Annotated in this window: 25 protein-coding genes; 17 read left to right on the top strand and 8 right to left on the bottom strand. The window is 68.4% G+C overall.

Annotation, left to right across the window (positions count from 1 at the left end; genetic code table 11):
- The first annotated feature begins 84 nt into the window (after positions 1-84).
- The gene (locus tag CAL29_RS20015; protein WP_094854783.1) at positions 85-510 is read left to right on the top strand and encodes an organic hydroperoxide resistance protein; all 426 of its coding nucleotides are present in this window, start codon (positions 85-87) and stop codon (positions 508-510) included.
- 69 nt (positions 511-579) lie between these two features.
- On the top strand, positions 580-1,041 hold the full coding sequence (locus tag CAL29_RS20010) for a MarR family winged helix-turn-helix transcriptional regulator (RefSeq protein ID WP_094854782.1): 462 nt from the start codon (positions 580-582) through the stop codon (positions 1,039-1,041).
- A gap of 27 nt (positions 1,042-1,068) precedes the next feature.
- On the opposite strand, the gene CAL29_RS20005 is transcribed toward CAL29_RS20010, so the two are convergent.
- From CAL29_RS20005 to CAL29_RS19985, 5 genes are all read right to left on the bottom strand, one after another.
- Positions 1,069-2,691: an ABC transporter substrate-binding protein gene (locus CAL29_RS20005; RefSeq protein WP_256977611.1), complete on the bottom strand. Its 1,623-nt coding sequence runs from the start codon at positions 2,689-2,691 to the stop codon at positions 1,069-1,071.
- A 184-nt stretch (positions 2,692-2,875) separates the two neighbouring features.
- Entirely contained in the window at positions 2,876-4,447 is a 1,572-nt protein-coding gene (locus tag CAL29_RS20000) for a glycosyltransferase family 39 protein (protein ID WP_094854781.1), read from the bottom strand.
- 283 nt (positions 4,448-4,730) lie between these two features.
- Entirely contained in the window at positions 4,731-4,898 is a 168-nt protein-coding gene (gene rpmG / locus CAL29_RS19995) for a 50S ribosomal protein L33 (RefSeq protein WP_094854780.1), read from the bottom strand.
- A gap of 48 nt (positions 4,899-4,946) precedes the next feature.
- Positions 4,947-5,183, bottom strand: a complete 237-nt coding sequence (rpmB, locus tag CAL29_RS19990; protein WP_094854779.1) for a 50S ribosomal protein L28 — start codon at positions 5,181-5,183, stop codon at positions 4,947-4,949.
- 343 nt (positions 5,184-5,526) lie between these two features.
- Positions 5,527-6,693 carry a multidrug effflux MFS transporter gene (locus CAL29_RS19985; protein WP_094856774.1) on the bottom strand — a complete coding sequence of 389 codons (1,167 nt, stop codon included), beginning with the start codon at positions 6,691-6,693 and terminating at the stop codon, positions 5,527-5,529.
- Positions 6,694-6,930: 237 nt separating this feature from the next.
- On the opposite strand from CAL29_RS19985, the gene CAL29_RS19980 reads away from it, so the two are divergent.
- From CAL29_RS19980 to CAL29_RS19960, 5 genes are all read left to right on the top strand, one after another.
- The gene (locus CAL29_RS19980; RefSeq protein ID WP_094854778.1) at positions 6,931-8,193 is read left to right on the top strand and encodes a class I SAM-dependent methyltransferase; all 1,263 of its coding nucleotides are present in this window, start codon (positions 6,931-6,933) and stop codon (positions 8,191-8,193) included.
- 42 nt (positions 8,194-8,235) lie between these two features.
- Entirely contained in the window at positions 8,236-8,610 is a 375-nt protein-coding gene (locus CAL29_RS19975; RefSeq protein ID WP_094854777.1) for a tautomerase family protein, read from the top strand.
- Between the two features lie 76 nt (positions 8,611-8,686).
- Positions 8,687-9,868 carry an acetyl-CoA C-acyltransferase family protein gene (locus CAL29_RS19970; RefSeq protein ID WP_094854776.1) on the top strand — a complete coding sequence of 394 codons (1,182 nt, stop codon included), beginning with the start codon at positions 8,687-8,689 and terminating at the stop codon, positions 9,866-9,868.
- Between the two features lie 8 nt (positions 9,869-9,876).
- The gene (locus tag CAL29_RS19965; protein ID WP_094854775.1) at positions 9,877-10,662 is read left to right on the top strand and encodes a spermidine synthase; all 786 of its coding nucleotides are present in this window, start codon (positions 9,877-9,879) and stop codon (positions 10,660-10,662) included.
- A gap of 120 nt (positions 10,663-10,782) precedes the next feature.
- Positions 10,783-11,754 (top strand): Bug family tripartite tricarboxylate transporter substrate binding protein, encoded by a 972-nt coding sequence (locus CAL29_RS19960; RefSeq protein WP_094854774.1) that lies wholly within the window; start codon positions 10,783-10,785, stop codon positions 11,752-11,754.
- Between the two features lie 55 nt (positions 11,755-11,809).
- Here CAL29_RS19960 and CAL29_RS19955 read toward each other — a convergent pair whose 3' ends face one another.
- Entirely contained in the window at positions 11,810-12,724 is a 915-nt protein-coding gene (locus CAL29_RS19955; RefSeq protein ID WP_179284116.1) for a LysR family transcriptional regulator, read from the bottom strand.
- A 245-nt stretch (positions 12,725-12,969) separates the two neighbouring features.
- On the opposite strand from CAL29_RS19955, the gene CAL29_RS19950 reads away from it, so the two are divergent.
- The 9 genes from CAL29_RS19950 (at position 12,970) to CAL29_RS19910 (ending at position 22,499) form a co-directional block, all read left to right on the top strand.
- Positions 12,970-13,683: a ribonuclease activity regulator RraA gene (locus CAL29_RS19950; protein WP_094854772.1), complete on the top strand. Its 714-nt coding sequence runs from the start codon at positions 12,970-12,972 to the stop codon at positions 13,681-13,683.
- A gap of 227 nt (positions 13,684-13,910) precedes the next feature.
- A complete protein-coding gene (locus CAL29_RS19945) occupies positions 13,911-14,744 on the top strand; it encodes a GntR family transcriptional regulator (RefSeq protein WP_256977860.1) in 834 nt (277 codons plus the stop codon).
- Entirely contained in the window at positions 14,695-16,041 is a 1,347-nt protein-coding gene (locus tag CAL29_RS19940; RefSeq protein ID WP_179284115.1) for a malonyl-CoA decarboxylase domain-containing protein, read from the top strand. Before CAL29_RS19945 ends, CAL29_RS19940 begins: the two co-directional genes overlap by 50 nt.
- A 13-nt stretch (positions 16,042-16,054) precedes the next feature.
- The gene (locus CAL29_RS19935; protein WP_094854771.1) at positions 16,055-16,861 is read left to right on the top strand and encodes an enoyl-CoA hydratase/isomerase family protein; all 807 of its coding nucleotides are present in this window, start codon (positions 16,055-16,057) and stop codon (positions 16,859-16,861) included.
- A 5-nt stretch (positions 16,862-16,866) separates the two neighbouring features.
- Entirely contained in the window at positions 16,867-18,408 is a 1,542-nt protein-coding gene (locus CAL29_RS19930; protein WP_094854770.1) for a malonate--CoA ligase, read from the top strand.
- A 143-nt stretch (positions 18,409-18,551) separates the two neighbouring features.
- Positions 18,552-19,544, top strand: a complete 993-nt coding sequence (locus CAL29_RS19925; protein ID WP_179284114.1) for a Bug family tripartite tricarboxylate transporter substrate binding protein — start codon at positions 18,552-18,554, stop codon at positions 19,542-19,544.
- Positions 19,545-19,650: 106 nt separating this feature from the next.
- Complete coding sequence (locus CAL29_RS19920; RefSeq protein ID WP_256977606.1) at positions 19,651-20,388, top strand: haloacid dehalogenase type II; 738 nt, start codon at positions 19,651-19,653, stop codon at positions 20,386-20,388.
- On the top strand, positions 20,385-21,596 hold the full coding sequence (locus CAL29_RS19915) for a PucR family transcriptional regulator (protein ID WP_094854769.1): 1,212 nt from the start codon (positions 20,385-20,387) through the stop codon (positions 21,594-21,596). The genes CAL29_RS19920 and CAL29_RS19915 overlap by 4 nt, the downstream gene beginning before the upstream one ends.
- A gap of 177 nt (positions 21,597-21,773) precedes the next feature.
- Positions 21,774-22,499: a haloacid dehalogenase type II gene (locus tag CAL29_RS19910; RefSeq protein ID WP_094854768.1), complete on the top strand. Its 726-nt coding sequence runs from the start codon at positions 21,774-21,776 to the stop codon at positions 22,497-22,499.
- A 3-nt stretch (positions 22,500-22,502) separates the two neighbouring features.
- Here CAL29_RS19910 and CAL29_RS19905 read toward each other — a convergent pair whose 3' ends face one another.
- A complete protein-coding gene (locus tag CAL29_RS19905; RefSeq protein WP_094854767.1) occupies positions 22,503-23,510 on the bottom strand; it encodes a PdxA family dehydrogenase in 1,008 nt (335 codons plus the stop codon).
- Positions 23,511-23,597: 87 nt separating this feature from the next.
- On the opposite strand from CAL29_RS19905, the gene CAL29_RS19900 reads away from it, so the two are divergent.
- Positions 23,598-24,593, top strand: a complete 996-nt coding sequence (locus tag CAL29_RS19900) for an alpha/beta fold hydrolase (RefSeq protein ID WP_256977604.1) — start codon at positions 23,598-23,600, stop codon at positions 24,591-24,593.
- Between the two features lie 45 nt (positions 24,594-24,638).
- Here the strand turns inward: CAL29_RS19900 and CAL29_RS19895 are convergent, their stop codons facing one another.
- Positions 24,639-26,054, bottom strand: a complete 1,416-nt coding sequence (locus CAL29_RS19895; RefSeq protein ID WP_094854766.1) for an MmgE/PrpD family protein — start codon at positions 26,052-26,054, stop codon at positions 24,639-24,641.
- Between the last annotated feature and the right edge of the window lie 66 nt (positions 26,055-26,120).

The following is a 26,120-nucleotide window of genomic DNA, read 5'->3' as shown; positions in this document are numbered from 1 at the left end:
GCGAGAGGGCGCGGACCGGGGCGGGCAGGCCGGCCCGGCGCGACCGTCGAGCGATCCTCAACCCACTGAAAAACGGAGTCTTCCATGTCGATCGAAAAAGTTCTGTATCGCGCTCAAGCTACCGCCACCGGCGGCCGGGACGGCCGCGCCGTTTCGTCGGACAACGCGCTGGACGTGAAATTGACCACGCCGCGCGAGCTGGGCGGCGCCGGCGGCAACGGCACCAATCCCGAGCAGTTGTTCGCGGCCGGTTATTCGGCCTGCTTCATCGGCGCGCTGAAGTTCGTCGCCAGCCAGGAGAAATTCCCGCTGCCGGCCGACGCCAGCATTACCGGCGAAGTGGGCATCGGACAGATCCCGGGCGGCTTCGGCATCGAAGTGGAGCTGAAGGTCTCGCTGCCGGGCGTGGATCCCGCCAAGGCACGCGAACTGGTGGAGAAGGCGCATACCGTCTGCCCGTACTCGAACGCCACGCGCGGCAACATCGACGTGACGCTGACCGTCGTTTAAGGCGTCGGGGGGGCGTGCGCCAGGGCGTGTGCCCTGGCGCCTCCATCGCGCGCGATTTACTATCGCTCCATGGCTCATTCTTCCTTCCCCAAGCTGGACAGCGCCGCGGCGCTGTTGCTGGACAACCAGCTTTGCTTTTCCCTGTATTCGACGCAGTTGGCGATGAGCAAGGTGTATCGCCGCCTGCTGGCGGATATGGGCCTGACGTATCCGCAATATCTGGTGATGCTGGTGCTGTGGGAGCAGGACGGCGTGACCGTGTCGGCCATCGGCGAGCGCCTGTTCCTGGATTCGGCCACGCTGACGCCGCTGTTGAAGCGGCTGGAAGCGGCGGGCTTGATCGCGCGGGTGCGCGCGGCCGCCGACGAGCGGCAGGTCATCGTGTCGCTGACCGAGGCGGGACGCGCCTTGAAGCAGAAAGCGGCCGCGGTCCCGGCGGGCGTCGGCGAGGCGGCGCAATGCAGCCTGCAAGAGGCCGGCGAGATGATCAAGACCCTGAATACCCTGCGCCGCCGCCTGCTGGCGTCCTGACGTTTCCGGCTGCCGCGCAGCGGCTTTTCAGCGCACCGGCGGCAGCAGTTGCGATTGCTTGTCGGCCAGGCGGCCGGGCCATGCGGGCAGGGCGGCGGGGGCGTGCTCGCGGGTCATGCCGGACGGCGGGGTGAGGGTGGCGGGGGCCGCGGGCTTTCGCGCGGCGGCGTTCGATTCGCCGCCGGCGATGCCTGCCGGCGCTTCGGACGCTTCGTCCTCATCGCCGTCGCTGCCATTGTTGGTGTCCAGCCGCCGGCGCGGCGCGAGGTGATTGCCCGGGGCGGGCACGCTTGCGCCGCCCATTGGCGCGTTGGCCGTGCTTGACGGCACATTATTGGCCGCGCCGGCCGTCTCGCCCGCCTGCCGCGGCCAGCGTTCGCCCGTGTCCGGCCGCAATCGCCGGATGTTTTCATCCGGCGGCTGCAGGCGCGCGCCGGCCAGGTAGACATACCGGTCCATGCCGTTCACCCCGTCGACGCGGCTGGTGTAGCCCAGCCACGTGCCCAGGGTGGACTGGTGGTCGATAGCGCGGTATTCGATGTCCCCGAAAGGCGTGGCCACGTGCAGCTTGGCGAAGGCGGCCGTCAACTTGTCGGCGTCGGCCGAGCCGGCTCGCTTGATGCCGGCGGCCAGCGACATCAGCGCCGTGTAGCCGAGCACCGAGGCCGTCTGCGGCGGGCTGCCGTATTTGTCGGTATAGGCCTTGACGAAATCCCGGTTGACCGGCGTGTCGATGGCATCGCGCGGATAACCGGTGACGATCCAGTCGGCCGGCGCCAGGTCGCCCAGCGCCTGCAGATTCTCCGGGTCGCCGGTGAACAGCGAGACGACGGGCCGCTGTTCGAACAATTGTTGCGCATTGCCGGCGCCCACGAACAGCCGCAGGGCATCGCCGGTGAGCATGTTGAAGATCGCGTCCGGCTTGGCCTGCGCAACCGCGGTCGCGACGGCTTCCGCGTCGAATTTGTCCTTGGGCTGCGGCGTGTCGTAGACGAATTCGACCTTGGGCTGGAAGGTCTTCATCAGCGACTTGAAGGCGTCGGCCGTGGCGCGGTCCGATTCGTCGTCGCGGTACACCAGCGCCCAGCGCGGCTTGCGCTGGCCCAGCGCCTTGGGCGCCACGGCGGCGGCCTGCATCCAGGCGGCCGGCCGCAAGCGCCAGGTGTAGCGATTGCCTTCCTGCCAGGTCAGGCGTTGCGTCAGGGGCGCCACCGCCAGGTAGAAAACCTTGTTCTCGACGGCGTAATGGGCCAGCCCCAGGCCGACCTCGGACGAATAGCCGCCGAAGAGCGCACTGACCTTGTCCTGGTCCACCAGCGCCTGGGCCGCCTTGACCGCGTCGTCGACCACGCCCTGGTCGTCGCGCGACAGGACCTCCACCTTCTGTCCCAGCAGGCCGCCGTCGGCGTTGATCTGCGCCAGCGCCAGTTCCCAGCCGCGGCGATAGGGCAGGGCGAAATCCGGCTGCTTCCTGTAGGTGTTGATTTCCCCGATGCGCAGGCGCGGCGCGGGCGCGGGTACGGCCGTGGTTTTACCGGGCTTGGCCTGGGCCGGCCTGGCGTGCGAGGGCGCGGCGTAGGCGCCGGCCGCGCAGCAGAACAGGCAGAGCGCCGCCAGCCAACGCAGGCGCGGCGAGGAAAAAAACATCATGGCTGGATGACCGGTCGGGAGTGGCACGTAGCGGCGGCAGCCCCGGAGGGGCGCGCGAAACGCGGCCTACTATAACCGTGATCGTCGCGCTTGCGTCCGGCGGCGGGAATGCGCCGAGGGTGTCATGGCGCGCCTGTCCCCCTCGATTTGTATTTCCCATGCGCATGACCGTCACGCGCGCGCGTCACCAGGCGTTTTTCCCCCCGGCGGTATTCGGGACCGCCGGATGCCAGCCCGCCGGCGGCAACAGGAAAAGCGTATAGCCGTAGTCGGGCAGCGTGAATCCCCAGGCCTTTTTGTGCACGGTCACGGACACGGGATGCGCCCCGGCGACGGCGGACGCGGTCTGGATACAGCCGCCGTCGCCGCGCTGGCAGACGAACAGCGCGCCTTCGCGCATCACGTCGGCCCGGGTAATCCACGGCGTGTTGGCCGGCTCGTACATGTCCCAGTAGTGCGTGCGGTCGCGGCCGTAGAAGGCAATGGCCTTGGCTTCCTTGTCGCTGCCGGTCACGATGGGTAGCGGCAGGCCGACGCGTTCGCGCCAGAGTTCGCGCGCGGCATGGGCGAGTTCCGCGCGCGGCTCGATCGCCATGCGCTGGTGGCGCGCCGCCTCCGCGTAGCCGGCCACCCCCGACAACGCCAGCACCAGCACCCAGTAGACCGCCATGCCGCGCACGACGTGCCGGGTGTCCGGCTCGAAGCCGTGCCGTTTCAGCACGACGAGCCAGAAAACGGCGATCGCGAACCATTGCGTGTTGCCCCATAGCGCGGACAGCGTCGTTCCGGTGCCGAAGGAAGCGGCGCAGATGGCGAAGAACGTGCCGAACGACAGCCACCACAGGTCGGGGTCCATCGACGGCCGCGCGATGGACCGCAGCATCAGGCCGGCCGCGGCGAGGCGGCGGCGCGTCAGCAGCGCGAAAAAGGCCGCCGCCGGCAGCAGGTAGGCCAACTGGATCAGCGCATACCCGGCCTTGCCCAGCAGCAATTGATGGAAAGGACGGGCGATTTCCTGGATGCGTTCGTCCGCGTAGGCGAAGGTCGGGAAGTGATTCCTGACCAGCCATGCCAGGTGCGGGCCCAGGACTACGGCGCCGGCCGCCACGGCCAGCAGCGTGCGGGGACGCAGCAATTGCGCGCGCCAGGCGGGCCGGACCAGGCCGGCCAGGCCCAGGCCCGCCAGCAGCGTGACGGAGAAATACTTGCCGAGCATCGCCAGGGCCGCCGCCGCGCCCAGCGCGAGCGCCGATTTCCAGGCGCCCGTCTGCGCGTAGCGCACGAAGAAATAGGCGGTCCACGGCCACAGCGACAGCAGGACCGTATTGGCGTTGAACTTGATGGCCAGCGTCGTGTAGATCGGCGTGACCGCCATCGCCAGTCCGACGAGGAGGGCGTCGCGCAGGGGCAGAAAGCGGCGCGCCAGCGCCACGATGCCGCAGATGCCGATCATGGCGTTGACGCTGGACAGGGCGAAATAGGCCAGGTCGGTGCGGGGAAAGACCTGGAACCAGGCGGCGGCGATCCACGCGAAGGCGGGCGGGTGCTTGTAGTAGCCGGCCTGCCATTCGATGCCCCAGACGTAGTTCTCCAGCATGTCGGCGGCCGGATCGAGATTGGAGCGATAGATCCACGAGCCGACGATCCAGACGAGGCCCTGGATGGCCAATAACAGCGATAGCCGGAATGCTTGCGTGCCGGCCAGCGTGCGCGCGCGCCCATGATCGGCGCCGGAGGGTAGGGAGAGTTCTGTCATGATCGATTCAATCGAACCCGCGCCGCCGCGCCGTGGCTGGCGTCGGCGTGCATCGGGTTGGCGCCATCTTGGCGCCAGGAATCGGCTTTGTCTCTCCGAAAAATCCAAGTGTCCCGCGCAAGCAACGGGATCGCCGGTTTGCGGGGGATAAAAGGGGGGAAATGCTTTCGAAACCCGGCCTTGCCTGAAAGCCAGGTGAGGGAAACCGCCCGGCCGGCGCGCCAAAACAAAACGGGCCGGCGCATCGTCTGCGCCGGCCCGTTCCGGGGATTCCCAGGCTCGATTACTTGAGCTTGGTTTCCTTGTATTCCACGTGCTTGCGGGCAACCGGATCAAATTTCTTGATCAGCATTTTTTCCGGCATGTTGCGCTTGTTTTTCGTGGTGGTGTAGAAGTGGCCCGTGCCGGCGGTCGACTCGAGCTTGATTTTTTCGCGGATGCCTTTGGCCATGTCGCGCTCCTGGAAGATGTAGTGGGATCAGACGCGGGAAGCAGTCGATTAGACGCGTTCGCCGCGGGCGCGCATGTCGGCCAGGACGGCGTCGATGCCGTTCTTGTCGATGGTGCGCAGCGCCTTGGTCGTCACGCGCAGGCGCACCCAGCGGTTTTCGCTTTCGACCCAGAACCGGCGCGATTGCAGGTTGGGCAGGAAGCGGCGCTTCGTCTTGTTGTTGGCGTGGGAAACGTTGTTGCCCACCATCGGGCCCTTGCCCGTCACTTGGCATTTACGTGCCATGATTCGTACCTTTTGGTTCTATGCTTGCCGCATGAACAGCGCAGGGCGGAAGGGGATGGACGGGATTCAAGCCGCCAGCCTTGCGCTGGCCATCCCGTCGGGGATGTCGGCGCCGTTTCCCTGCTGTCTCGGCGTTGCCGCCAGGCCAGTCCGGATTCGATCGCCAAGTGCTTGTGCCCGCCGATCCCCTGCGCCGTCGGACAACGAAAAATATCGTTTTTTCGTGGTCCCTAGCCGTATCAAGCAGCCAGCGGGGGTCGGAGTGCCCGGCTACAAAGCATAGTAGCAGGCACGGGTAAAACTGCGATAAGACCGCGATTCTAGTACGGAAGCGGGATCCAGGTCAAGCGTTGCCGGCTGCGGCCATATCCGCCCGGCGGGCGACCTGGCCGGACAGCCAGGACAGGCAGGCGCAGGCGGCCAGCACGGCGGTCAGGGGCAGGGGCGTATCGCTCTGCCACAGGCTGACGCACAGGCCGGCCAGCGCGCCGCAGGACAACTGCAACGTGCCCATCAGGGCCGAGGCGGCGCCCAGGCGCTTGCGCTGCTCGGACAGCGCCAGGGCCGCCGAATTCGGATTGACGAAGCCCTGGCTGCTCATGTAGCCGATAAGGCAGGCCATGAGCAGCGGCAGCGTCATCCATCCGGCCAGGGTGATCAGCAGCGCCGCCAGGCTGGCCAGCGCCAGGGAGCGCAGCGCGCGCCGCTGCAGCGTCGCGGGCGCCAGGCGGCGCAGCAGCCGGGCGCTGACCTGCGAGCCGATGATCAGCCCCGCGGCGTTCAGGCCGAACAGCAGGCCGTAGTGCTGGGGGTCGACGTGATAGATGTCGATGAACACGCGCGGCGAGCCGACGATGTAGGCGAACATGCCCGCCTGCCCGAAGCCGCCGGCCAGGCTGTGCGCCATGAAGCCGCGGTGGACCGCCAGGGCGCGATAGTTCCCGGCGATGATGCGCCAGTGCAGCGGGATCACCCGTTCGGGCGCCAGCGATTCGCGCATGTTCAGGAGAATCGCCGCCATCAGGATGACGCCCGTGGCCAGCATCATGCCGAAGACGCCGCGCCAGCCGGTGATCAGCAGCAACTGCCCGCCGATCAGCGGCGCCAGGATGGGGGCCAGGCCCATGATCAGCAGCAGCAGCGACATGGCGCGCGCCGCTTCCTGCGTTTCGTAGTGGTCGCGGATCACCGCGCGCGGGATCACGATGCCGGCGGCGCTGCCCAGCGCCTGCACCGCACGCCAGAGGGTCAGGCCGGCGATGCTGGTGGACAGCGCGCAGCCCAGCGAGGCCACGACGTAGATCGAAAGGCCGACCAGCAGCGGCGGCTTGCGGCCGTAGCGGTCCGCCAGGGGGCCGTAGAAAATCTGCGCGCCCGCCAGGCCGATCAGGTAGGCGGCCATGGTGCGTTCGACGTCGCCTTGCGAAACGTTCAGGCCGGCCGCGATGGCGGGGAAGGCGGGCAGGTAGAGGTCGATGGAGAACGGGCCGATCGCCGTCAGCGCCCCCATCAGGATCAACCATCCGGGAAAGCTGCGTATCGGTAGCGAGGCGGGCATGGGCGGGGGAAGAGGGGGAGGGCGTGATGCGTGAATCAGACCTTGCCTGAAATGACTCTGAAAGCCGCTTGGAACACAGGGTCAATTTTCGCAACACCAAGCGGGCAAATGTATCACGTAAAAACGCGGTTCAAAACGGAAACAAATTCCGATAAAGTCCTCCAGTCATTTCTACAGAGGTTGATAGTCGTGAATCCTTTGTTGTCCGCGATAGGAAGCAAGCTCGAGGCCGTTTCCGTACCTGTTCAACTGGAGATGCCGGACGGCACGAAGGTCGGCGCCGCCGATCCCCGTGTGCGGTTCGTCGCCCGCGACAAGGGCGCGCTGGCGCACCTGGCCGCCGGCGAGGTGGGGGTGCTGGGACAGGACTATGTCGAGGGTCGCGTCGACATCCAGGGCAATATGCATGACGTGATGCGCGCGGCGGCCGAGATGCTGCCGGGCTCGCCGGTCGACGCCGCGCGCAGCGGCTGGCTTACCGAGCTGGTGCGCCGCGTCGTCTCGGTGTGGCGGCACTCCGTCGAGCGCGACGCCAAGCAGATCGAATTCCATTACGACCTTTCCGACGATTTCTACGCGCTGTGGCTGGACCCGCGCCGGGTCTATTCCTGCGCCTACTACCGCACGCCGGAGATGAATCTGGCCCAGGCGCAGGAAGCCAAGCTGGACCACATCTGCCGCAAGCTGCGCCTGCACGAAGGCGAGCGCTTCCTCGACGTGGGCGCCGGCTGGGGCGGGCTGCTGCTGTGGGCCGCCGAGAACTACGGCGTCGACGCCACCGGCATCACCCTGTCGCGCAACCAGCACGCCTACGTCAACCGCCTGATCCAGGAAAAGGGCCTGCAAGGCCGGGTGCGCATGGAGCTGCTGGACTACCGCAAGCTCGACGAGACGCGCCCCTACGACAAGATTTCCTCGGTCGGCATGTTCGAGCACGTGGGCCGCGCGCAACTGCCGGAATATTTCGCCAAGCTGCGCCGCCTGTTGCGGCCGGGCGGCCTGGTGATGAACCATGGCATCACCGCCGGCGGCGTGCACAATGCCCAGTTGGGCAACGGCATGGGCGAGTTCATCGAGAAATACATCTTTCCGGGCGGCGAGCTGACGCACGTCAGCCACGTGCAGGAAGCGATGGCCCTGGGCGGGCTGGAAGCGACGGACGTGGAAAACCTGCGGCCGCACTATGCCCGCACGCTGTGGGCATGGAGCGATACGCTGGAAGCGCGCCTGGACGAGGCCTCCAGGCTCCTGGGCGGCGAGAAGGGCGAGCGTTCGCTGCGCGCCTACCGCCTGTACCTGGCGGGCTGCGCCATGGCGTTCGAGCATGGCTGGATCGCCTTGCACCAGATCGTCGCCCAGCACCTGGCCACCGGCCGCAGCGACGAACTGGACCTGCCATCCGATTTGGCCTACCCGTGGCGCCGCGACTACATGTACGCGCCCAAGGCCTGAACTTTTTCACCCATCGCACCGGAGATTCCGGGGGGAGCAGACATGCCTATCATTCACGCCCATATCACCGCCGGCCCGTCGGCCCAGCAGAAGACGGCCTTCATGCGCACGGCCTCGCAGGCCGTGGTCGACAGCCTGGGCGCGCCGTTGAGCAGCGTCCGCCTGATGCTGCACGAAGTGGCGCGCGAACACATCATGGTGGGCGGCGAAACCGGGAACGACTCGGTGGTGTTCCACGTGCATTTGATCGTCGGGCGGACCGAGGCGCAGAAACAGGCCTTGTTCACGGCGCTGACGCAGGCCGCGGGCAGCGCGCTGGGCATCGACGGCGCGAACGTGCGGGTGGTGCTGCAGGACGTGCCGAACACCGACATGGGCATGGCCAACGGGGCCAGCGCCAAGTCCACCGGGCGTTGAAAGCTATCATAGCGAGATTGGCGCGCCGTCGCGGTCATCCGGCCGGGCGGCGCGTCGCCGTGCAGGGAGACAAACCATGAAAGAAGTCATCATCGCAGCCGGCGCGCGCACCGCGGTCGGCACCTTCGGCGGCGCCCTCAAGGACGTGCCGCCCATCGACCTGGGCGCCACCGCCATCCGCGCCGCGCTGGAACGCGCCGGCGTGGCGGGCGACGAAGTCGGGCACGTGGCGGTCGGCCACGTCATCAACACCGAAACCCGCGACATGTACCTGGCGCGCGTGGCGGCCGTCAATGCGGGAATCAGCCATGCCACGCCCGCCTTCAACGTCAACCGCCTGTGCGGCTCCGGCCTGCAGGCCATCGTGTCGGCGGCCCAGACGCTGATGCTGGGCGACGCGGAGATCGCCGTCGGCGCGGGCGCCGAGGCGATGAGCCGCAGTCCCTACATCGCGCCGGCGCTGCGCTGGGGCGCCCGCATGGGCGACAGCACGTTCTCCGACATGATGACCGGCGCGCTGACCGATCCCTTCGACCGCATCCACATGGGCGTGACCGCGGAAAACGTCGCAGCCAAGTACGGCGTGAGCCGCGCCGACCAGGACGCGCTGGCGCTGGAATCGCATCGCCGCGCGGCCGCCGCCATCGACGCCGGCCGCTTCAAGGAGCAGATCGTCCCGGTGGTCATCAAGACCCGCAAGGGCGAGGTCCGCTTCGACCAGGACGAGCACGTGCGCCGCGACGCCACGCTGGAGTCCCTGGGCGGGCTGAAGCCGGTGTTCCAGAAGGAAAACGGCACCGTCACCGCCGGCAACGCCTCGGGCATCAACGACGGCGCCGCCGCCGTGGTGATGATGACGGCGGACGCGGCGCAACGCCGCGGCGTGCGTCCGCTGGCGCGCCTGGTGGCGTACGGCCATGCCGGCGTCGATCCGAAGTACATGGGCATCGGCCCCGTGCCGGCCACCACCGCGGCGCTCAAGAAAGCCGGGCTGAAGATAGACCAGATGGACGTGATCGAGGCCAACGAGGCCTTCGCCGCCCAGGCCTGCGCGGTGACGCGCGAGCTGGGCATGGATCCGGCGCGCGTGAATCCGAACGGCAGCGGCATCTCGCTGGGCCATCCGGTGGGCGCGACGGGAGCCATCATCACCGTCAAGGCGCTGTACGAGTTGCAGCGGATCCAGGGCCGCTATGCCCTGGTGACCATGTGCATCGGCGGCGGCCAGGGCATCGCCGCGATTTTCGAGAGGCTTTGATACGCACGATGCCGGGCCGTAGCCTGACCAGAAGCGCGCGGCCGTCCGAGATGGACCAGCCGACCATCTCCGAATCGGACGGCGTGCGCTATCTGCACTTCAATACCGAGTGGATCCAGGGCGCCATGCGCCTGGCCGATCCCGCCGAGCTGGTGCTCGAATACACGGCGCAGATGATGGCCTGGCTGCTGTTCCTCGATCCGCCGCGCGAGGAGGCCATCGGCCTGCTCGGGCTGGGCGCCGGCTCGCTCGCGCGCTTCTGCCTGAAGCGCACGCGCAGCCCGGTGGTGGCGGTGGAATGGAATCCGCAGGTGACCGGCGCCTGCCACATGTTCTTCCGCCTGCCCGGCACGTCGCGCCTGCAGATCGAGCACGAGGACGCGGGCGCGTGGGTGGCCGACCCGGCCAACGCCGGCCGCTGCCCGGTGCTGATGGTGGACCTGTACGACGCCCAGGCGCGCGGCCCCGTGCGCGATTCGGTGAAGTTCTACCGCGACTGCCGCCGCGTGCTGGGCGAGGTCGGCATCCTGGCCGTCAACCTGTTCGGCGACCACGCCAGCTTTCCGCGCAACATCGACAACCTGGAGGCGGCGTTCAACGGCCGCCTGGCCTTGCTGCCCGAGATCGACGCCGGCAACCGCATCGTGCTGGCGTTCTCCGGCCCCCCCATCGCGATCCCGGCGGCCGACCTGCTGGCCCGCGCGGAGGTGGTCGAATCGCTCTACGGCCTGCCGGCCCGCCGCTGGGCCCGTTCGCTGGCGGGCGAAGCCAAGGGCGGCGTGATCGCGTATTGATGCGCATTGGAAAATTTTTCATGAGTCGGGCGAATTAATATCGCTTGTCGCTAGTCCCCATGCGGCTTAGCCTGCTTACCGGTCCGGCATCTGCCGGCATCCGTGTGGGAGACAAGAAAAATGCAATGGCGAGTTCTCGGGAGCCTGGCGGCGGCGTTCGCCCTGGCCAGTTCCACGGCAATGGCGCAGGACTTTCCGTCCAAGCCGATAAGAATCATCGTTCCTTTTCCGCCCGGCGGCACCGCCGACATCGTCGCGCGCGTCGTCTCGGACAAGATGTCCCAGGACCTGGGCGTGGCGCTGGTTGTCGAGAACCGGCCGGGCGGCGCGGGCGGCAGCGTCGGCACCATGGAAATCGCCCGGGCGCCGGCCGACGGCTACACGATAGGCATCGCGACCGTGGGCACGCACGGCACCGCGCCGGCCACGGCGCCCAAGCCGCTGTACGACCCGGCCAAGGATTTTTCCTACATCAGCAATATCGCCGGCATGCCCATGCTGCTCGCGGCGGGTCCCTCGCTCGGGTCGGCCAATTTGAGCGCGGTGATCGAGCAGGCGAAGCAGAAGCCCGGCCGGCTTTCCTTCGCGTCGGGCGGCACGGGCGGCGTCGCCCATCTGATGGGCGTGCGCTTCGAACTGGCCAGCGGGGTCACGCTGGCGCACATTCCCTATCGCGGCGCCAACCCCGCGCTGAACGACGTGGCCGGCGGGCAGGTGGACCTGATCTTCGACGCGCTGGCTTCTTCGCAGCCTTATCTGCAATCGGGGCGCATCCATGCGCTGGCGGTGTCGGGCGAACATCGCCTGCCCGCGCTGCCGCAGGTGCCGACGTTCGCCGAGGCCGGCTTGCCGACGGTGAGCACGCGCGCCTGGTACGGCCTGGTCGGGCCGGCGAGAATGGATCCCAAAGTCGTCGATCGTCTCTACACGGCGGTGAAGAAGGCATTGGAGACGCCGGAGGTCAAGGCGCGCCTGGACAAGCTCGATACCGAGGCCATCGGCAACACGCCGGAGGAATACCGCAAGCAGGTGGTGGACGAACTCGACGGGTGGCGCCGGCTCGCGACGTCGCAGCATATCGTGGCCGACTGATCGCGGCCGGTGGATGGCGATGGAAGGAGTGCCGCCGGCCGGCCTGCCAACACGTTCAACGCGGAGGGACGAAGGCCGAGAGCGCGCGGGTGAAGTCGCAGGTGTCCACCGCCAATGCGCCGACGAATCGGATGAAGTCATCCGCCGTGGAGCGGTCGTAAAGCATCGCATAGGGCACGCGGGGCAGCGCCGGCGTGCTCTGGATGACCCGCAGTTGGCCGGACGCGATCAGCGGTTCGAACATGCGCCGCGGCAGGTAGCTGATGCCCAGGCCCGACAGCGTCAGGGAAGCAAGCGCGGTCAGGCTGCTGCTGGACAGCGAATCCTCGATCCGGACCTTGTGTTCCTGGAGCCAGCGTCCCACCATGTCGCCGAGCCCCGAGGCGTGCAATTGCACGATGATGGTATAGGCCGCCAGGTCGCGCAGCGGCAGGTGGCTGACCCCGTCGAGATAGGCGGGACTGCACATCCACGCATAATCGACCGAGTCCAGGGGGACGATTTCGAAGCGCGTTTCGCGGAACGCATCGGGGACGATGGCCAGGTCCAGCTCGCCTGCGCGCACCTTTTCCATCAGATGGACGCTGGTGTCGACTTCCGGCGCCAGGGTCACGCGTGGATGGCTGCCGCGTATCCGATGCACCAGCGCGGGCAGCCAGGTCATGGCCGTCAGTTCGGTGACGCCCAGCCGCAGCGTGCGCACGGTGGGCGACAGCGCCGTGCCCAGGTCCATGATGCGGTCGCGGCCGGCCAGCATGTCGCGCGCCAGCGCGAGCAGGCGGTCGCCTTGCGGCGTGATCCGCGCGCGGCGGCGGCTGCGGTCGAACAGGCTGATGCCGAGCACGCCCTCCAGTTCCTGCAGACGCTTGGAGATCGCCGATTGGGTCGTGTTCAAACGCTGCGCGGCGGGGTCGAGGCCTCCGAGTTCCGCGGCCCAGAAAAAGGCCTCCAGTTGTTTCAGCGTGATCATGCGCGAGCGCCGCGGCGCGTTGGCCGGCAGGAAAGGGAATGTGTCCCGCATCTTAGCGTAAGGCCATCGCGCGATGGCCGGATCGCGGGCGCGTGGCTCGCGCATGCCGGGGCGGCGCGTCGCATAGCGCGCCGGCCCGCCTGCCCAGCCGATTTTCCCGCCGGCTTCCCCGAGCGGATTCCTCCGCCGATTTCCTGGCCTATTCCTTTTCCTTCTTTCCCTTCTTCCCCTTCTTCCTTTTGATCATGGACACCATCAACCTCGATCTTCACGTCGTCGCAACGCTTTCCCAGGTGACGACCGCAACGCTGACGACGATTCTTTTCAAGAAAGGCTTGCGCAATGCCTGGCTGCGCGGCACCGCGCCGCTGGCCGCTGGGCAGAAGCGCATCGTCGGGCCGGCCTTCACCCTGCGTTTCATTCCGCAACGCGAGGACATCACGTCGCCGGCCGCATGGTCTTCGCCCACCTCCACGCGCGCGGCGGTGGAAGCCATGCCGGCCGGCTGCGTCGCGGTCGCCGATACCGCCGGCATCGCCGATAGCGGCATCTTCGGCGACATTCTTTGCGCGCGCATGCGCCAGCGCGGCGTCGCCGGCCTGGTGACCGCCGGCGCGGTGCGCGACCGCGCCGGCATCCTCGTCGCCGAGCTTCCCGTATGGTGCAGCGGGGTCGCCGCTCCCCCGGCCGTGAGCCAGATGGCGTTCGTCGGCTGGCAGGAGCCCATCGGTTGCGGGGGCGTGGCCATCATGCCCAACGACGTCATCGTCGCCGACGAGGACGGCGCCGTGGTCATTCCCGCGGCGCTGCTGGATGCGGTGCTGGAGACCGCGCTGGAACAGGAGCGGTCGGAGGCCTGGATCCTGGACGAGGTGCGCAAGGGCGCGCCTTTGACCGGGCTCTATCCCATGAACGCGGAAAACCAGGCGCGCTACGAAGCGCAGGCCGGCAGGAAGTAGCCCAGGCGCCGAGGATGGGGGAACTGCGTCGGGCCATGCCGAAAGGCTGAGGCCAATTAGTTACGGGGGAGGGGGCGGGAGGGAATGCCTGCTTCCGCCTCGGTGTTTACCCGCACTCCCTCCTTTCCTGCCCGGCAGGACCCGCGAAACTCAGCCATCGGGCGGCTTGCATTGGCTGGCGGTTTGGCTACCATGAAGGTCTTCATAATTATGAATTACAGATGACCATGACCGCGCCCATCGTCCGTCAGGCCCTGTATCTGGAAGCCGCCGAGCGGCTGCGCGGAATGATCCGTTCGCGCGTGCTGGCGGCCGGGGAGTGGGTGGACGAGTTGCGGCTGGCGGCGCAGTTGGGCATTTCCCGCACGCCGCTGCGCGAGGCGCTCAAGCTGCTGGCCAGCGAAGGCCTGGTGCGGCTGGAGCCGCGCCGCGGCTGCTTCGTCAACGAGTTGTCGCGGCGCGACCTGGACGAGATCTTTCCGCTCATGGCCATGCTGGAAGGGCGCTGCGCCTACGAGGCCGCGCGCAAGGCCGGGCCGGACGACCTGGCGCGCCTGCGCGGGCTGCACGACACCCTGCAGGCGCACGCCGCCGCCGGCGATATCGACGCCTACTACGACGCGAACTACGTCATCCACGAGGCGATCCAGGCCCTGGCCGACAACCGCTGGCTGTCCGACATGATCGGCAACCTGCGCAAGGTGCTGAGCCTGTCCCGCCACAAGAGCCTGGCGCTGCCGGGCCGCATACAGGCCTCGTGCGCGGAGCACATGGCCATCTACGCCGCCATCGCCGCCCACGACGCCGAAGGCGCCGAGGCGCTGGCGCGCGGCCATCTGCTGCGCCAACTGGACGCGCTGCGGATACTGGACGCCCGGCAACCCCGGACCATCCTCGCGCCGGGCCTGGCGCCGGCCGCCCACCCGGCTGCCGCCCCGAATCCTGGCCCGACCCCTAGCCCGAATCCTGGGCCAACCCCCGCCCCGAACCCCGATCCTCCGGAGCCCGCTCATGAACCATCCGCAACTGCAAGCCCCCGCGCGCGCCGCGCGCACCTCTGACAGCGCGATCGCCGCCGCGAGCGGCGCGACCCCGGTCGCCGCGGCGCGGAACGACGGCGACGCCGAAGCGGGCGGGGCGGAGGCCGGCCTGATGGCGCGCCTGGTCCGGCTCTGGGAACGCGACCGTTTCCCCAGCACGGACGCCTTGCTGCCGCTGTTCGCCGCGCGCTCGACCGACGTCGCCGCCAATCGCCTGGCGGCGGCCTGGTGCCAGGCCTATACGGCGGCCGACGCCAAGGGGCGGCGTGCCATGTTGACCATGCTGGCCGCCTGCGAGGCCGCCCAGCAGGCCGACGGGCAGCCGGCCGCGCGCCTGTTCCGCCGCTTCAACAACCAGCCCGACGGCCTGCGCTTCCTGGTGAGCCTGCGCGCCGACATGCTGCGCTGGCGCAAGCAGGTCAGCGGCCTGCCGGCCCTGGACAAGACCCTGGAAGGCCTGTTGTCGGCCTGGTTCGACGTCGGGCTGCTGGAACTGCGCCGGCTGACCTGGGACAGCCCCGCCTCCCTGCTGGAGAAGCTCATCATCTATGAGGCGGTGCACGAGATCCAGTCCTGGGACGACCTCAAGCGCCGCGTCGCCGAGGACCGCCGCTGCTATGCCTATTTCCATCCGCAGATGCCGGACACCCCGCTGATCTTCGTCGAGGTGGCGTTCGCCACGCAGATGGCGGACAACGTGCAGGCCTTGCTGGACGCGCGCCAGCCGGCGCAGAACCTGGACAAGGCGCGCTGGGCGATCTTCTATTCCATTTCCAACACGCAGCCCGGCCTGCGCGGCATCAGTTTCGGCAATTTCCTGCTCAAGCGGGTGATCGACGCCCTGCTGGAGGACCTGCCCAAGCTGAAGTCCTTCGCCACCCTGTCGCCCATTCCCGGCTTCAACGACTGGCTGGGCAAGCTGGACGCCGACGCGGTGGAGGCCATCGTGCGCGAGAAGACGCGGGAACGCAGCCGCCAGCGCGTGCCCGATGGCGCGCGCTGGGTGGCGCGCCTGGCCCGGGCCGGCGCGGGCGCCGGCTCGGAGACCTTGCGGCGGGCGGGCCTGAAGCTGGCGGCGCATTACCTGCAGACCATCAGGAACGGCCAGCCCCTGGACCCCGTGGCGCGCTTCCACCTGGGCAATGGCGCGCGCATCGAGCGCCTGAACTGGGGCGCCGACCGGTCGCCCAAGGGATTGGCGCAATCCGCCGCGCTGATGGTGAATTATCTGTACGAATTGGACGCCTTGGATGACAATCTGACCCGGCTGGGCGAGGGCAAGCCCGCCGCCAGCCGCGCCATCGCGCGCATGTCCTGATCGAGGAGACCCCATGCCGGCAGATCCGTCCGCAGGCCCGCCGCCCGGGCAGGTGCTTTACCAACGCGAAGGCGGCCTGGTCTTCGTCACGCTGGATCATCCCGGGCGGATGAACGCCATCACGGTGGCCATGTGGCGGCAACTGGCGCAGACCTTCGCCGCCCTGTCGGCCGACCTGTCGGTGCGCTGCATCGTCGTGGCGGGGGCGGGCGGCCATTTCGCCGCGGGCGCCGACATCCGCGAATTCCCGCGCGAGCGGCGCGACCGTTCCGCGGTGCAGGACTATCACCGCAACACCCTGGCGCCGGCCCTGCGCGCGATCGCCGACTGCCCCCATCCGGTGGTGGCCAGCATCGAGGGCGTCTGCATAGGCGGCGGCCTGGAAATCGCCAGCCAGTGCGACCTGCGCATCGCCGCCGCCTCGGCGCGCTTCGGCGTGCCGATCAACCGGCTGGGCTTTCCCATGGCGCCGGACGAAATGCAGGGCCTGCTGGCGCTGGCCGGCCGCGCGGCGACCTTGGAACTGCTGCTGGAGGGCCGTATCCTGGATGCCGCCGAGGCCAGCGCCAGGGGCTTGCTGACCCGGGTGGTGCCCGACGCGGAACTGGCCGCCGAGACGCGCAAGTGCGCCGCCCGCATCCTGCGCGGCGCGCCGCTGGCGGCGCGCATCAACAAGCGGACGCTGCGCCGGTTGGAACGCGGCCATCCCTTGGAAGACGAAGAATATCCCGGCTTTTTTTCCTACGCCGACAGCCATGACCACCAGGAGGGCGTGCGCGCCTTCCTGGCGGGAGAAGAACCGACCTTTTCCGGAGACTGAAGACGGTGAGCAATGCCAACCTGTATGCCGTGCTGGAAGCGGGCTTCCCGCAAGACCGCAGCAAAGTGGCCCTGGAGACGCCCGAGCTGCGTTACACCTGGGACGACATCGACCGCGCCAGCGCCTGCCTGGCCAATCTGTTGAAATCGCTGGACCTGCCCAAGGACGCCCGCGTGGCGGTGCAGGTGGAGAAATCCCCCGAGGCGCTGCTGCTCTACCTGGCCACGCTGCGCGCCGGCCTGGTCTATCTGCCGCTGAACACCGCCTACCGCGAGGCGGAGATCGACTACTTCCTCGGCAATGCCGAGCCCGCCGTGGTGGTGTGCTCCAGCGCCAACGAGGGCTGGGTGCGCAAGCTGGCGGAGAAGGCCGGCACCGCGCACGTCTTCACGCTGGACGACGATCGCACGGGCACGCTGCTGCAGGCGGCCGCGACCCAGCCGCAGACCTTCCGCACCGTCCAGCGCGAGGCCGGCGACCTGGCCGCCATCCTGTACACCTCCGGCACCACCGGCCGCAGCAAGGGCGCCATGCTGTCGCACGGCAACCTGGCGGCGAACGCGCGCGTGCTCAACGAGTACTGGGGCTGGCGCAGCGACGACGTGCTGCTGCACATGCTGCCCATCTTCCACGTGCACGGCCTGTTCGTGGCCTCGCACGGCGCGCTGCTGGCCGGCGCGAAGATGATCTGGCTGCCCAAGCTGGACATCGAGCAGGCCCTGCGCTACCTGCCCGAGAGCACGGTGATGATGGGCGTGCCCACCTACTACGTGCGGCTGCTGGCCGACCCGCGCTTCACGCGCGAGGTCTGCGGCCGCATGCGGCTGTTCATCAGCGGTTCGGCGCCGCTGCTCACCGAGACGTTCAACGAGTTCCAGGCGCGCACCGGCCACACCATACTCGAACGCTACGGCATGAGCGAAACCGTCATGCTGACCTCCAATCCCTACGACGCGGTGCTGGGGCCTCGCGTGGGCGGCACGGTGGGGCCCGCCCTGCCCGGCGTGGAAGTGCGGGTGGTCAACGACAAGGGCGTGGCGCTGCCGCCGGGCGAGATCGGCAACGTGCAGGTGCGCGGCCCCAACGTGTTCTCGGGCTACTGGCGCATGCCGGAGAAGACGCGCGAGGAGTTCACCGAGGACGGCTGGTTCAAGACGGGCGACGTCGGCCGCTGGGGCGGCGAGGCGGCCGGGCATCCGATTCCGGTCGACTACCTGTCCATCGTCGGGCGCAGCAAGGACCTGATCATTTCCGGCGGCTTCAACGTCTACCCCAAGGAAATCGAGACGATCATCGATGAAATGCCGGGGGTGGCGGAGTCCGCCGTCATCGGGGTGCCGCACGCGGACTTCGGCGAGGCCGTGGTCGCGGTGGTGGTGCCGCGCGCCGGCGCCAGCGTGGATCCGGCCGCCATGCAGAACGAGCTGAAGGCCCGCATCGCCAATTTCAAGGTGCCCAAGCGCATCCACGTGACGGATCAACTGCCCCGCAACACCATGGGCAAGGTGCAGAAGAACGTGTTGCGCGAGACGTACGGGCAGGGCTAGGAGGGCCTTGCGGGGGGGAGGAGCCGCCAGGGCGGCATCGCCGCCAGGGCGATTTGCGTAAGAACAGGAAAAACGACGGCGCCGCGTGGCGCCGCCATAACCGATGGGCCCGGCCCATCCTACGCAGCACCGGGAGGAGAGACATGAAGCTTCGAAACAGCATCGCGGCCCGCGCCGGCATGGCCGCGGCCGTCATGGCCCTTGCCGCCTTGGGCGCGTCCGCGCCCGCGCGGGCGGACTGGCCTGAACGCCCCGTCACCATCATCGTGCCGTTCCCGGCGGGCGGCGGCACCGACACCTTCGCGCGGCCCTTGTCGGCGCAACTGACGCAGCAACTGGGCCAGGCGGTGGTCATCGACAACAAGGGGGGCGCCGGCGGCACGGTGGGCGCGGGCGTGGCGGCCAAGGCCAAGCCCGACGGCTACACCTTCTTCATGGGCGGCGCGCACCACGCCCTGGCGCCGTCCTTGTACAAGCAGCTCAGCTACGACATCCAGAAGGACTTCGTGCCGGTGGCGCTGCTGGCGCAACCGCCGCAGGTGGTCGTCGTCAACCCGGGCAAGCTGCCCGTCAAGACCCTGCAGGAGTTCATCGCCTACGCCAAGGCGCGCCCGGGCCAGATCAACTACGGCACGGCGGGCAAGGGCAGCACGCACCACCTGGCCGGCGAGCTGTTCGCCATGCAGACCGGCATTACCCTGGTGGACGTGCCTTACCAGGGCGCCGGCCCCATGATGTCGGCGCTGATGGGCGGGCAGGTGGACCTGGCCTTCGACGGATTGGGCTCTTCGGCCCAGCAGATCCGCGCCGGCGCCATCAGGCCGCTGGCGGTGGCCTCGGCGCAGCGCTCGCCCAGTTTCAAGGACATTCCCACGGCGGCCGAGGCGGGCGTGCAGCACTTCGAGGTCTCCACCTGGTATGCCTTGTGGGCGCCGCGGGGAACGCCGCAGCCGGCCATAGACCGCATGATCCGTGAAGTGAAGGTGGCCTTGAACACGCCCAAGCTGAAGGAGCAATGGGCCAGCAACGGCTCCGACACGCCGGACCTCAGCGGGCCGGCCTTCGGCGCCTTCGTCGACAGCGAGATCGTGCGCTGGGCCAAGGTGGTGAAGGACGCGGGGGTGACGCTGGATTGAGGGGGGCTGCCCGCCCCGCATGCCGCCGCGCCCCTCGCCTGAAGTCCTAAAGTACTATCGGGGCGTGTTGTCGGGGCGTGGCCCCGTGGTGGAAAGGATGGTGGGGATGGGCAAGCTGGAAGATCGCCTGCGCGGCATCAAGGTTCTCTCATTCGACGTGTACGGCACGCTGATCGACTGGGAGACCGGGCTCAACCAGGCGCTGCAGGGCGTATTCCGCGCCCATGGCGTTCGCCTGGCCGAGAGCGAGGCGTTGCAGCGCTTCGCGCGGCACGAGGCGCAGGTGGGGGCGGGCGACTACCTGCCGTATCGCGACGTCCTGGCCGAAACGCTCAGACGCATCGGCCGCGACCTGGGCTTCGAGCCCGGCGAGGACGAATTGCGGGCGTTCTCGGAATCGGTGGGGGACTGGCCCGCCTTCGAGGATTCCCGCGAGGCCTTGCTGCGCCTGCAGCCCCATTTCAAGCTGGCGGTCATCACGAATTGCGACGACGAGCATTTCGCCATGTCGAACCGGCACCTGCGCGTGGACTTCGACTACATCGTCACCGCCGAGCAGGCCCGCAGCTACAAGCCCTCGCTCAACAACTTCCGCCTGGCGCTGGGCTCGATGGGCGTCCGGCGCGAGGAGGTGCTGCACGTGTCCGAGAGCCTGTTCCATGACCACGTTCCCGCCCGGCAGTTGGGGCTGGCGACCGCCTGGATCCATCGCAGGCAGGGCAAGCCGGGCCTGGGCGCGACGCCGTCCGTGGTCGCGCATCCCGATTTCACGTATCCCGACATGCGCGCGTTCGCCGACGCCGTCCTGGGCGCCGCCGACCGCCGCGGCCCGGCGCTGCCATGACGGCCAGGAAGACCGTGCCGGCCGACCCTGGCGCGGCGCTGGCGCGCCTCAAGGAGATCCGCGTCGCCCTGACCAATGCGGCCGTGGCGGCGCACAGCCTGGCCGATCTCGCCGGCGCCCTGTCGGCGCTGCTCGGGCGCAAGGCCGCTTTCGTCGACCAGGAGGGCGTGTTGCTGGGCGGCGCCGGCGAGCCGGACGAAGACCGCGCCCATGAAAGAAACTACGTCCTCGCCCTGCACAAGACCGGGGGGCTGAAGCGCATCCAGGATAGCGCCGGGCCGGTGCTCATCGCGCCCGTTCCCGACATGGACGGCGGGCAGCGGCTGGGGTGCCCGGTGCGCATCGCCGGCGGCCTGGTCGCCATCCTCTGGCTGGACGAGGGCGACGCGCCCCTGACCGAACTGGACGCGCTGGCCATGGAGCACGCCGTGCTCATCGCGGCCCTGCACATCTCGCATCAACGCGCCCTGCATGGCCAGGAAGAACGCCTGGGCTACGCCTTCGTCGGCGCGCTGCTGGAAGGGCGCTTCGACGATACGCCGGCGATGCGCAATCGCGCGGCGATCAACGGCTGGGACCCGGACGGCGCCTACCGCGCTTGCCTGATCCTGCTCGACGAGCCCTTGCCGTTGTCGCGCGTCGGCCTGTTGCGCCAGGAGCGGCTGGTGCAGCGCCTGCGCGATTACCTGGCGCGCATCGGACAGCCGGCGCTGCTGTTCGTGTCGCTCAACCAGATCGTATTCCTGCTGGCCGAATCGCACGATCCCGCGCCCTTGTGGCAGGCCCTGGGCGGCAAGGGCGCGGCCCTGGCCGTCGGCCGCGTCCAGCGGGGCGCCGGCGGCATGGCCGTGAGCGGCGCGGACGCGCAGTCGCTGGTTCCCCTGCTCAAGCCCGGCCGCATCCATCATTTCGACGAAGTGCTGTTCGCGCGGGCCTTGCTGGGCGACGCCGCGGCGCGGACGATGCTGCTCGAAAAGCGCCTGGGTCCGCTGCACGGGGAGAAGTCGGAGGCCTTGCTGGAGACGCTGGAGGTCCTGTGCCAGGAGGGGTTTCAACTGGCGGTCTCCAGCCGGCGCCTGGGCGTGCATATCAGCACGCTGCGGTATCGGCTGGCGCGCATCGAATCCCTGCTGGGCGTTTCGCTGGAGGACCAGGGCTTGCGGTTCGAGTTGCAGGTGGCGGTGGCCTGGAAGCGCCTGATCGAATAGGTTCCTCCGACCAGGTCCTTCCTCCGGACAGCTTCCTACATAAAGCAGGGCTTGCTCCGTCATTCCTCCTACGAGTCCGCCATAGCCGCCGCACCCGCCCCGCGCCTATGCTTCTTCCCATGCACGACCTTCCGCCGCCGGGGCGGAGCGCATGATTGCAGGCAGACGGAGCCCCTGATGAAACTCACCGACTTCAAAGTATTGACCTTCGATTGCTACGGCACCCTGATCGACTGGGAAACCGGCATCCACGACGCCTTGCAGCCCTTGCTGGCCCGGCATGCGACCAAGCTGACCAAGGACCAGGCGCTGGAGGTCTTCGCCCGCCACGAGTCCGACCAGCAGGAAAGGACGCCGGACATGCCGTATTCCCAGTTGCTGTCGGTGGTCTACAAGCGCCTGGCCAACGAATGGGGCATCCCCGTGACCCGGGCCGAGGCCAATATCTTCGGCGCCTCGGTGCCGGACTGGCCCGAGTTTCCCGACTCGGCCGAAGCGCTGGCCTACCTGAAGCAGCATTACAAGCTGGTCATCCTGTCGAACGTGGACCGCATTTCCTTCCGCGCCAGCCAGCAGCGCCTCAAGGTCGCGTTCGACGCGATCTATTGCGCCCAGGACATCGGCGCCTACAAGCCGAGCCGCCGGAATTTCGACTACATGCTGGCGCATCTGCGCGCGGACTTCGGCTTCGAGAAAACCGACGTCCTGCACACGGCGCAAAGCCTGTTCCACGACCATGCGTCGGCCAATGCCTTCGGCCTGGCTTCCGCCTGGATAGACCGGCGCCACGACCAGGCGGGCTGGGGCGCGACCATGCCGCCGCCCGGCACGCCCCACGTCGACTTCCACTTCAACAGCATGGCGGCGCTGGCGCAGGCGCACCGGGAAGCGCTGGCGCGATAGCGTCTATGCGCGGGCGGCCAGCCTGCTCGCCAGGCCGATCGCCGCCTCGATGGCGCCCGTCTTGGCGACGCCCTTGCCGACGATGTCGAAGGCGGTGCCGTGCGCGGGCGTGGTGAAGACCGTGTCCAGGCCGGCCGTGATGGTGACGCCGCGGTTGAAGCCCTGCATTTTCGTGGCGATCTGGCCCTGGTCGTGATACATGGACACCACGCCGTCATAGTCGCCGGCGAAGGCCTTGAGGTAGACGGTGTCGGAGGGGAAGGGCCCGGCACAGGCGATGCCCCGCGCGGCCATGGCGGCGACCGCGGGACGGATGATCTCTATTTCCTCGGTGCCGAACAGGCCGTTCTCCCCGCCATGCGGATTGAGCGCGGCGACCGCGATGCGCGGCCGCGCGATGCCGGCCTTCTTCATCATGGCGTCGGACAGCTCGATGGCGTCCTCGATGGCCTCGCGCGTGATCTGGTCCAGCGCCTGGCGCAGCGCGATGTGCGAGGTCACGCGCGACATCCACTGGTTGCCGAGCACATTCATTTCGCCGAAATGGCCCTCATGCCCGAGCAAGTGGGCAAACATCTTGTGCTCGTCCGGGAATTTCCAGCCGCCGTCGAACATGGCGCGCTTGTTCAGCGGCGCGAAGCTGATGGCGTCGACTTCGCCCGCCTTGGCGAAGGCGATGGCCTGCGCCAGGGTTTCGCCCGTCACCCGCCCGGACTCGGCGCTGCCAACGCCGGGCGGATACAGGGCGGGGTCGGTATTGGCGAGGTCGACCAGGGGCACCGCGCCGTCGGACCAGTCCACCGAGGCCGGCGAGTCGTAGCGCCGGTAGTCGAACGACACGCCGGCTTGCCGCATGCCCAGGTCCAGGACCCGGGCATCGCCGACGACGACGATACGGGCGGTGTTCGCGAGGCGGCGGTCATGGAGGATGCGCGCAAGCTGTTCCGGGCCGATGCCGGTACAGTCTCCGGGAGTGAGGGCGATGACGGGCAGGGCAGGGTTCGCGTTCATGGCTTTGCGTTCATGGATTTGTAAACTAAAAACTGTTGACAATTTACATGTGCCGGACCACGATAGCACGAAACCTGGAGGAAGGTAATGGCGCAAGAGGCACAGGAGACGCAAGGCGCGGACGCGGCGCGCGAGGCCGCCGCGCCCTTGCCGGAAATGCCGCCGCTGCCCGAATACAAGGGCGGCCTGATGCACGGCTTCCGCTACGAAAAGGTGCGCACGGCGGGCGCGGAGATCAACGTGGCCATCGGCGGCGAGGGGCCGCCCTTGCTGCTGCTGCACGGCAACCCGCTGACGCACGTCAGTTGGCATCGCATCGCGCCCACGCTGGCGCAAAGCCATACGGTCGTCGCGCCCGACCTGCGGGGCTATGGCGACAGCAGCAAGCCGGACGGCGGCGCGGACCATGCCGGCTATTCGTTCCGCGCCATGGCCGAGGACAACGCCGCCGTGATGTCGCACTTCGGCTTCGAGCGCTTCCCCGTCGCCGGCCACGATCGCGGCGCCCGCGTCGCCTTCCGCATGGCCCTGGATTTCCCCGGAAGGGTCGAACGGCTGGCCGCCCTGGACATCGTTCCCACCCATAACGTGCTGACCAATATCACGCTGGGCTGGGGCCTGGAGTCCTACCACTGGTTCTTCATGGCGCAGAAGGCGCCGTTCCCGGAGAAGCTGCTGACCGCCGACCTCGACTACTACATGGACTACAAGCTGAACAAGAAGGGCGTGGGCTTGAAGATATTCAGTCCGGAGGCGATGGCCGAGTACAAGCGCTGCACCACGCCCGAGCAGATACACGCGATCTGCGAGGACTACCGGGCCACGGTCAGCGTGGACCTCGCCATGGACACGGCCGATTTCGGCAAGAAGACGATCGCCTGTCCGGTGCTGGTGCTGTGGGGCTCCAACAGCCATTGCGGACGGCATTTCCAGCCCGTGGAGGCGTGGCGGCCCTGGGCGCCCGACCTGCGCGGCTGGGCGATTCCCACGGGGCACTACCCGGCGGAACAGCGCCCGGACCTCGTCTACCGGGCGTTCTGGGAATTCTTCGGCGGGCGCGAGCCGGCGCGAATCGAGGTTTGATCGCCTGCCGGCGGCGTTGGCCGCCGGCAGGCATGCGGCGCGATTTCATCCGATCCGGATCAGGCGGCGCGTCAGTTCGTCCATCGACGCCAGCGTCTCCACCTTGCTCACCAGTTCCACGATGTCGGCGGCGGCGTGCCTGTCCAGGCCGGCGAACTCGGCGTTTTCCTGGAACTTGCCCGCCACCTCGTCGTAGCTCATGGGCATCGCGGGGCTGCCCTTGCCGAAATCCGCGCGTCCGGAGATGCGGCGCCCATCGGCCAGGTCGATGTCGATGAGCGTGGTCATCAGGTGGTAGCCCGCCGCCTCGGCGACCTCGTCCACCACGAAATCCACTTTCTCTATCATCGCCTTGACGTCCTCGCGCTCGACGGCGGCGTCGGTGAATTCGTTCAGGCCGGCGCGGCCGTCCAGCAGCAGGATGGCCATGCAGAATTCCATCGAGAACTTCGCCTGCAGTTCGTCCTTGGGGCGATGGTGGATCAAGGCGTTGGGCATGTTGTGGTTGGTGCCGACGCGCACGTGCCTGACCTGTTCGGGGCGGATGTCGTTGGCGCGGATGAGGCGCAGCATCTCGGTCATGCCGGGATGGGTGAGCGAACCGGACGGATGCGGCTTGATGGAGACGCCGGGATCGATGAAGGTCCACGGCGCGCCCAGCTTGCCGTATATCGCGTCGGGGTCGTAGCCGCCGCCGGCGGCCGAGAAGAAGCCGCGCGGCGCTTCCAGGATGCGCGGCGCGGCCGTCCAGCCGTAGGAGGCGAATTGCGCGGCCGCCACGCCGCTTTCGGAAGCGCGGCCGGCATGGAAGGGCTTGGTCATGGTGCCGAAGTTTTCGCGCAGGCCGGCGGACTGGCTGCCGGCGATGGACAAGGCGCGCCGCGTGGCGGCGACGTCCAGGCCCAGCAGCTTGGCGGCCGCGGTGGCGGCGGCGAAGGTGCCGCAGGTGGCGGTCGCGTGGAAGCCGGTCTGGTAGTGGCGCGGCGCGATCGCCTCGGCGATCTTGCACTCCACCTCCACGCCCAGTTGATAGGCCAGCATGAAATCGCGGCCCGGCGCCTGGCGCAGCTCGGCGATGGCCAGCGCCGCCGGCAGGGCGGGCGCGGTGGGGTGCGTGAGCAGGCCGTACACGCGATCCTTGGCCACGGCGAGCTGCGTGTCGTCGTAGTCGTCCGCATGGATGCCGACGCCGTTGGCGAAGGCCGCGAAACGCGGCGCGACCTTGCGTCCGCCGCCGATGACGGTGGCGGCGCCCGCGCCGAGGTTCAGGTCGTCCAGATGGCGGCGCACCAGTTCGCCGGTCCTGGATACCGAACCGGACAAGGCCAGGCCCAGGCCGTCGAGAATGGATTTCCTGCCCAGTTCGACGAGCTCGGCGGGCAGGTCGTCCGCCGAGGTCCGCGACACGAACTCCGCAACGTATCGGGTCAATTCGATGTCGGGCGATTCGGGTTTTTGCATGTCTTCCTCCTGGATCGGTGCGCCAGGCCGGCGCCGGATGATGATTTTGATAACTGTAAATTGTCG

It is taken from the genome of Bordetella genomosp. 10 (assembly GCF_002261225.1).
Lineage (GTDB): Bacteria > Pseudomonadota > Gammaproteobacteria > Burkholderiales > Burkholderiaceae_B > Bordetella_C.
This window is presented reverse-complemented; position numbering and strand designations above follow the sequence as displayed.

What these genes read in the sequence shown, in the direction of transcription:
- CAL29_RS20015 (WP_094854783.1), top strand. Translation starts at nt 85, where the DNA reads ATGTCGATCGAAAAAGTTCTGTATCGCGCTCAAGCTACCGCCACCGGC.
- CAL29_RS20010 (WP_094854782.1), top strand. Translation starts at nt 580, where the DNA reads ATGGCTCATTCTTCCTTCCCCAAGCTGGACAGCGCCGCGGCGCTGTTG.
- CAL29_RS20005 (WP_256977611.1), bottom strand. Translation starts at nt 2,691, where the DNA reads ATGATGTTTTTTTCCTCGCCGCGCCTGCGTTGGCTGGCGGCGCTCTGC.
- CAL29_RS20000 (WP_094854781.1), bottom strand. Translation starts at nt 4,447, where the DNA reads ATGACAGAACTCTCCCTACCCTCCGGCGCCGATCATGGGCGCGCGCGC.
- rpmG (WP_094854780.1), bottom strand. Translation starts at nt 4,898, where the DNA reads ATGGCCAAAGGCATCCGCGAAAAAATCAAGCTCGAGTCGACCGCCGGC.
- rpmB (WP_094854779.1), bottom strand. Translation starts at nt 5,183, where the DNA reads ATGGCACGTAAATGCCAAGTGACGGGCAAGGGCCCGATGGTGGGCAAC.
- CAL29_RS19985 (WP_094856774.1), bottom strand. Translation starts at nt 6,693, where the DNA reads ATGGGGGCGCTGACGGCGATCGGCCCGTTCTCCATCGACCTCTACCTG.
- CAL29_RS19975 (WP_094854777.1), top strand. Translation starts at nt 8,236, where the DNA reads ATGCCTATCATTCACGCCCATATCACCGCCGGCCCGTCGGCCCAGCAG.
- CAL29_RS19970 (WP_094854776.1), top strand. Translation starts at nt 8,687, where the DNA reads ATGAAAGAAGTCATCATCGCAGCCGGCGCGCGCACCGCGGTCGGCACC.
- CAL29_RS19965 (WP_094854775.1), top strand. Translation starts at nt 9,877, where the DNA reads ATGCCGGGCCGTAGCCTGACCAGAAGCGCGCGGCCGTCCGAGATGGAC.
- CAL29_RS19960 (WP_094854774.1), top strand. Translation starts at nt 10,783, where the DNA reads ATGCAATGGCGAGTTCTCGGGAGCCTGGCGGCGGCGTTCGCCCTGGCC.
- CAL29_RS19955 (WP_179284116.1), bottom strand. Translation starts at nt 12,724, where the DNA reads ATGATCACGCTGAAACAACTGGAGGCCTTTTTCTGGGCCGCGGAACTC.
- CAL29_RS19950 (WP_094854772.1), top strand. Translation starts at nt 12,970, where the DNA reads ATGGACACCATCAACCTCGATCTTCACGTCGTCGCAACGCTTTCCCAG.
- CAL29_RS19945 (WP_256977860.1), top strand. Translation starts at nt 13,911, where the DNA reads ATGACCGCGCCCATCGTCCGTCAGGCCCTGTATCTGGAAGCCGCCGAG.
- CAL29_RS19940 (WP_179284115.1), top strand. Translation starts at nt 14,695, where the DNA reads ATGAACCATCCGCAACTGCAAGCCCCCGCGCGCGCCGCGCGCACCTCT.
- CAL29_RS19935 (WP_094854771.1), top strand. Translation starts at nt 16,055, where the DNA reads ATGCCGGCAGATCCGTCCGCAGGCCCGCCGCCCGGGCAGGTGCTTTAC.
- CAL29_RS19925 (WP_179284114.1), top strand. Translation starts at nt 18,552, where the DNA reads ATGAAGCTTCGAAACAGCATCGCGGCCCGCGCCGGCATGGCCGCGGCC.
- CAL29_RS19920 (WP_256977606.1), top strand. Translation starts at nt 19,651, where the DNA reads ATGGGCAAGCTGGAAGATCGCCTGCGCGGCATCAAGGTTCTCTCATTC.
- CAL29_RS19915 (WP_094854769.1), top strand. Translation starts at nt 20,385, where the DNA reads ATGACGGCCAGGAAGACCGTGCCGGCCGACCCTGGCGCGGCGCTGGCG.
- CAL29_RS19910 (WP_094854768.1), top strand. Translation starts at nt 21,774, where the DNA reads ATGAAACTCACCGACTTCAAAGTATTGACCTTCGATTGCTACGGCACC.
- CAL29_RS19905 (WP_094854767.1), bottom strand. Translation starts at nt 23,510, where the DNA reads ATGAACGCGAACCCTGCCCTGCCCGTCATCGCCCTCACTCCCGGAGAC.
- CAL29_RS19900 (WP_256977604.1), top strand. Translation starts at nt 23,598, where the DNA reads ATGGCGCAAGAGGCACAGGAGACGCAAGGCGCGGACGCGGCGCGCGAG.
- CAL29_RS19895 (WP_094854766.1), bottom strand. Translation starts at nt 26,054, where the DNA reads ATGCAAAAACCCGAATCGCCCGACATCGAATTGACCCGATACGTTGCG.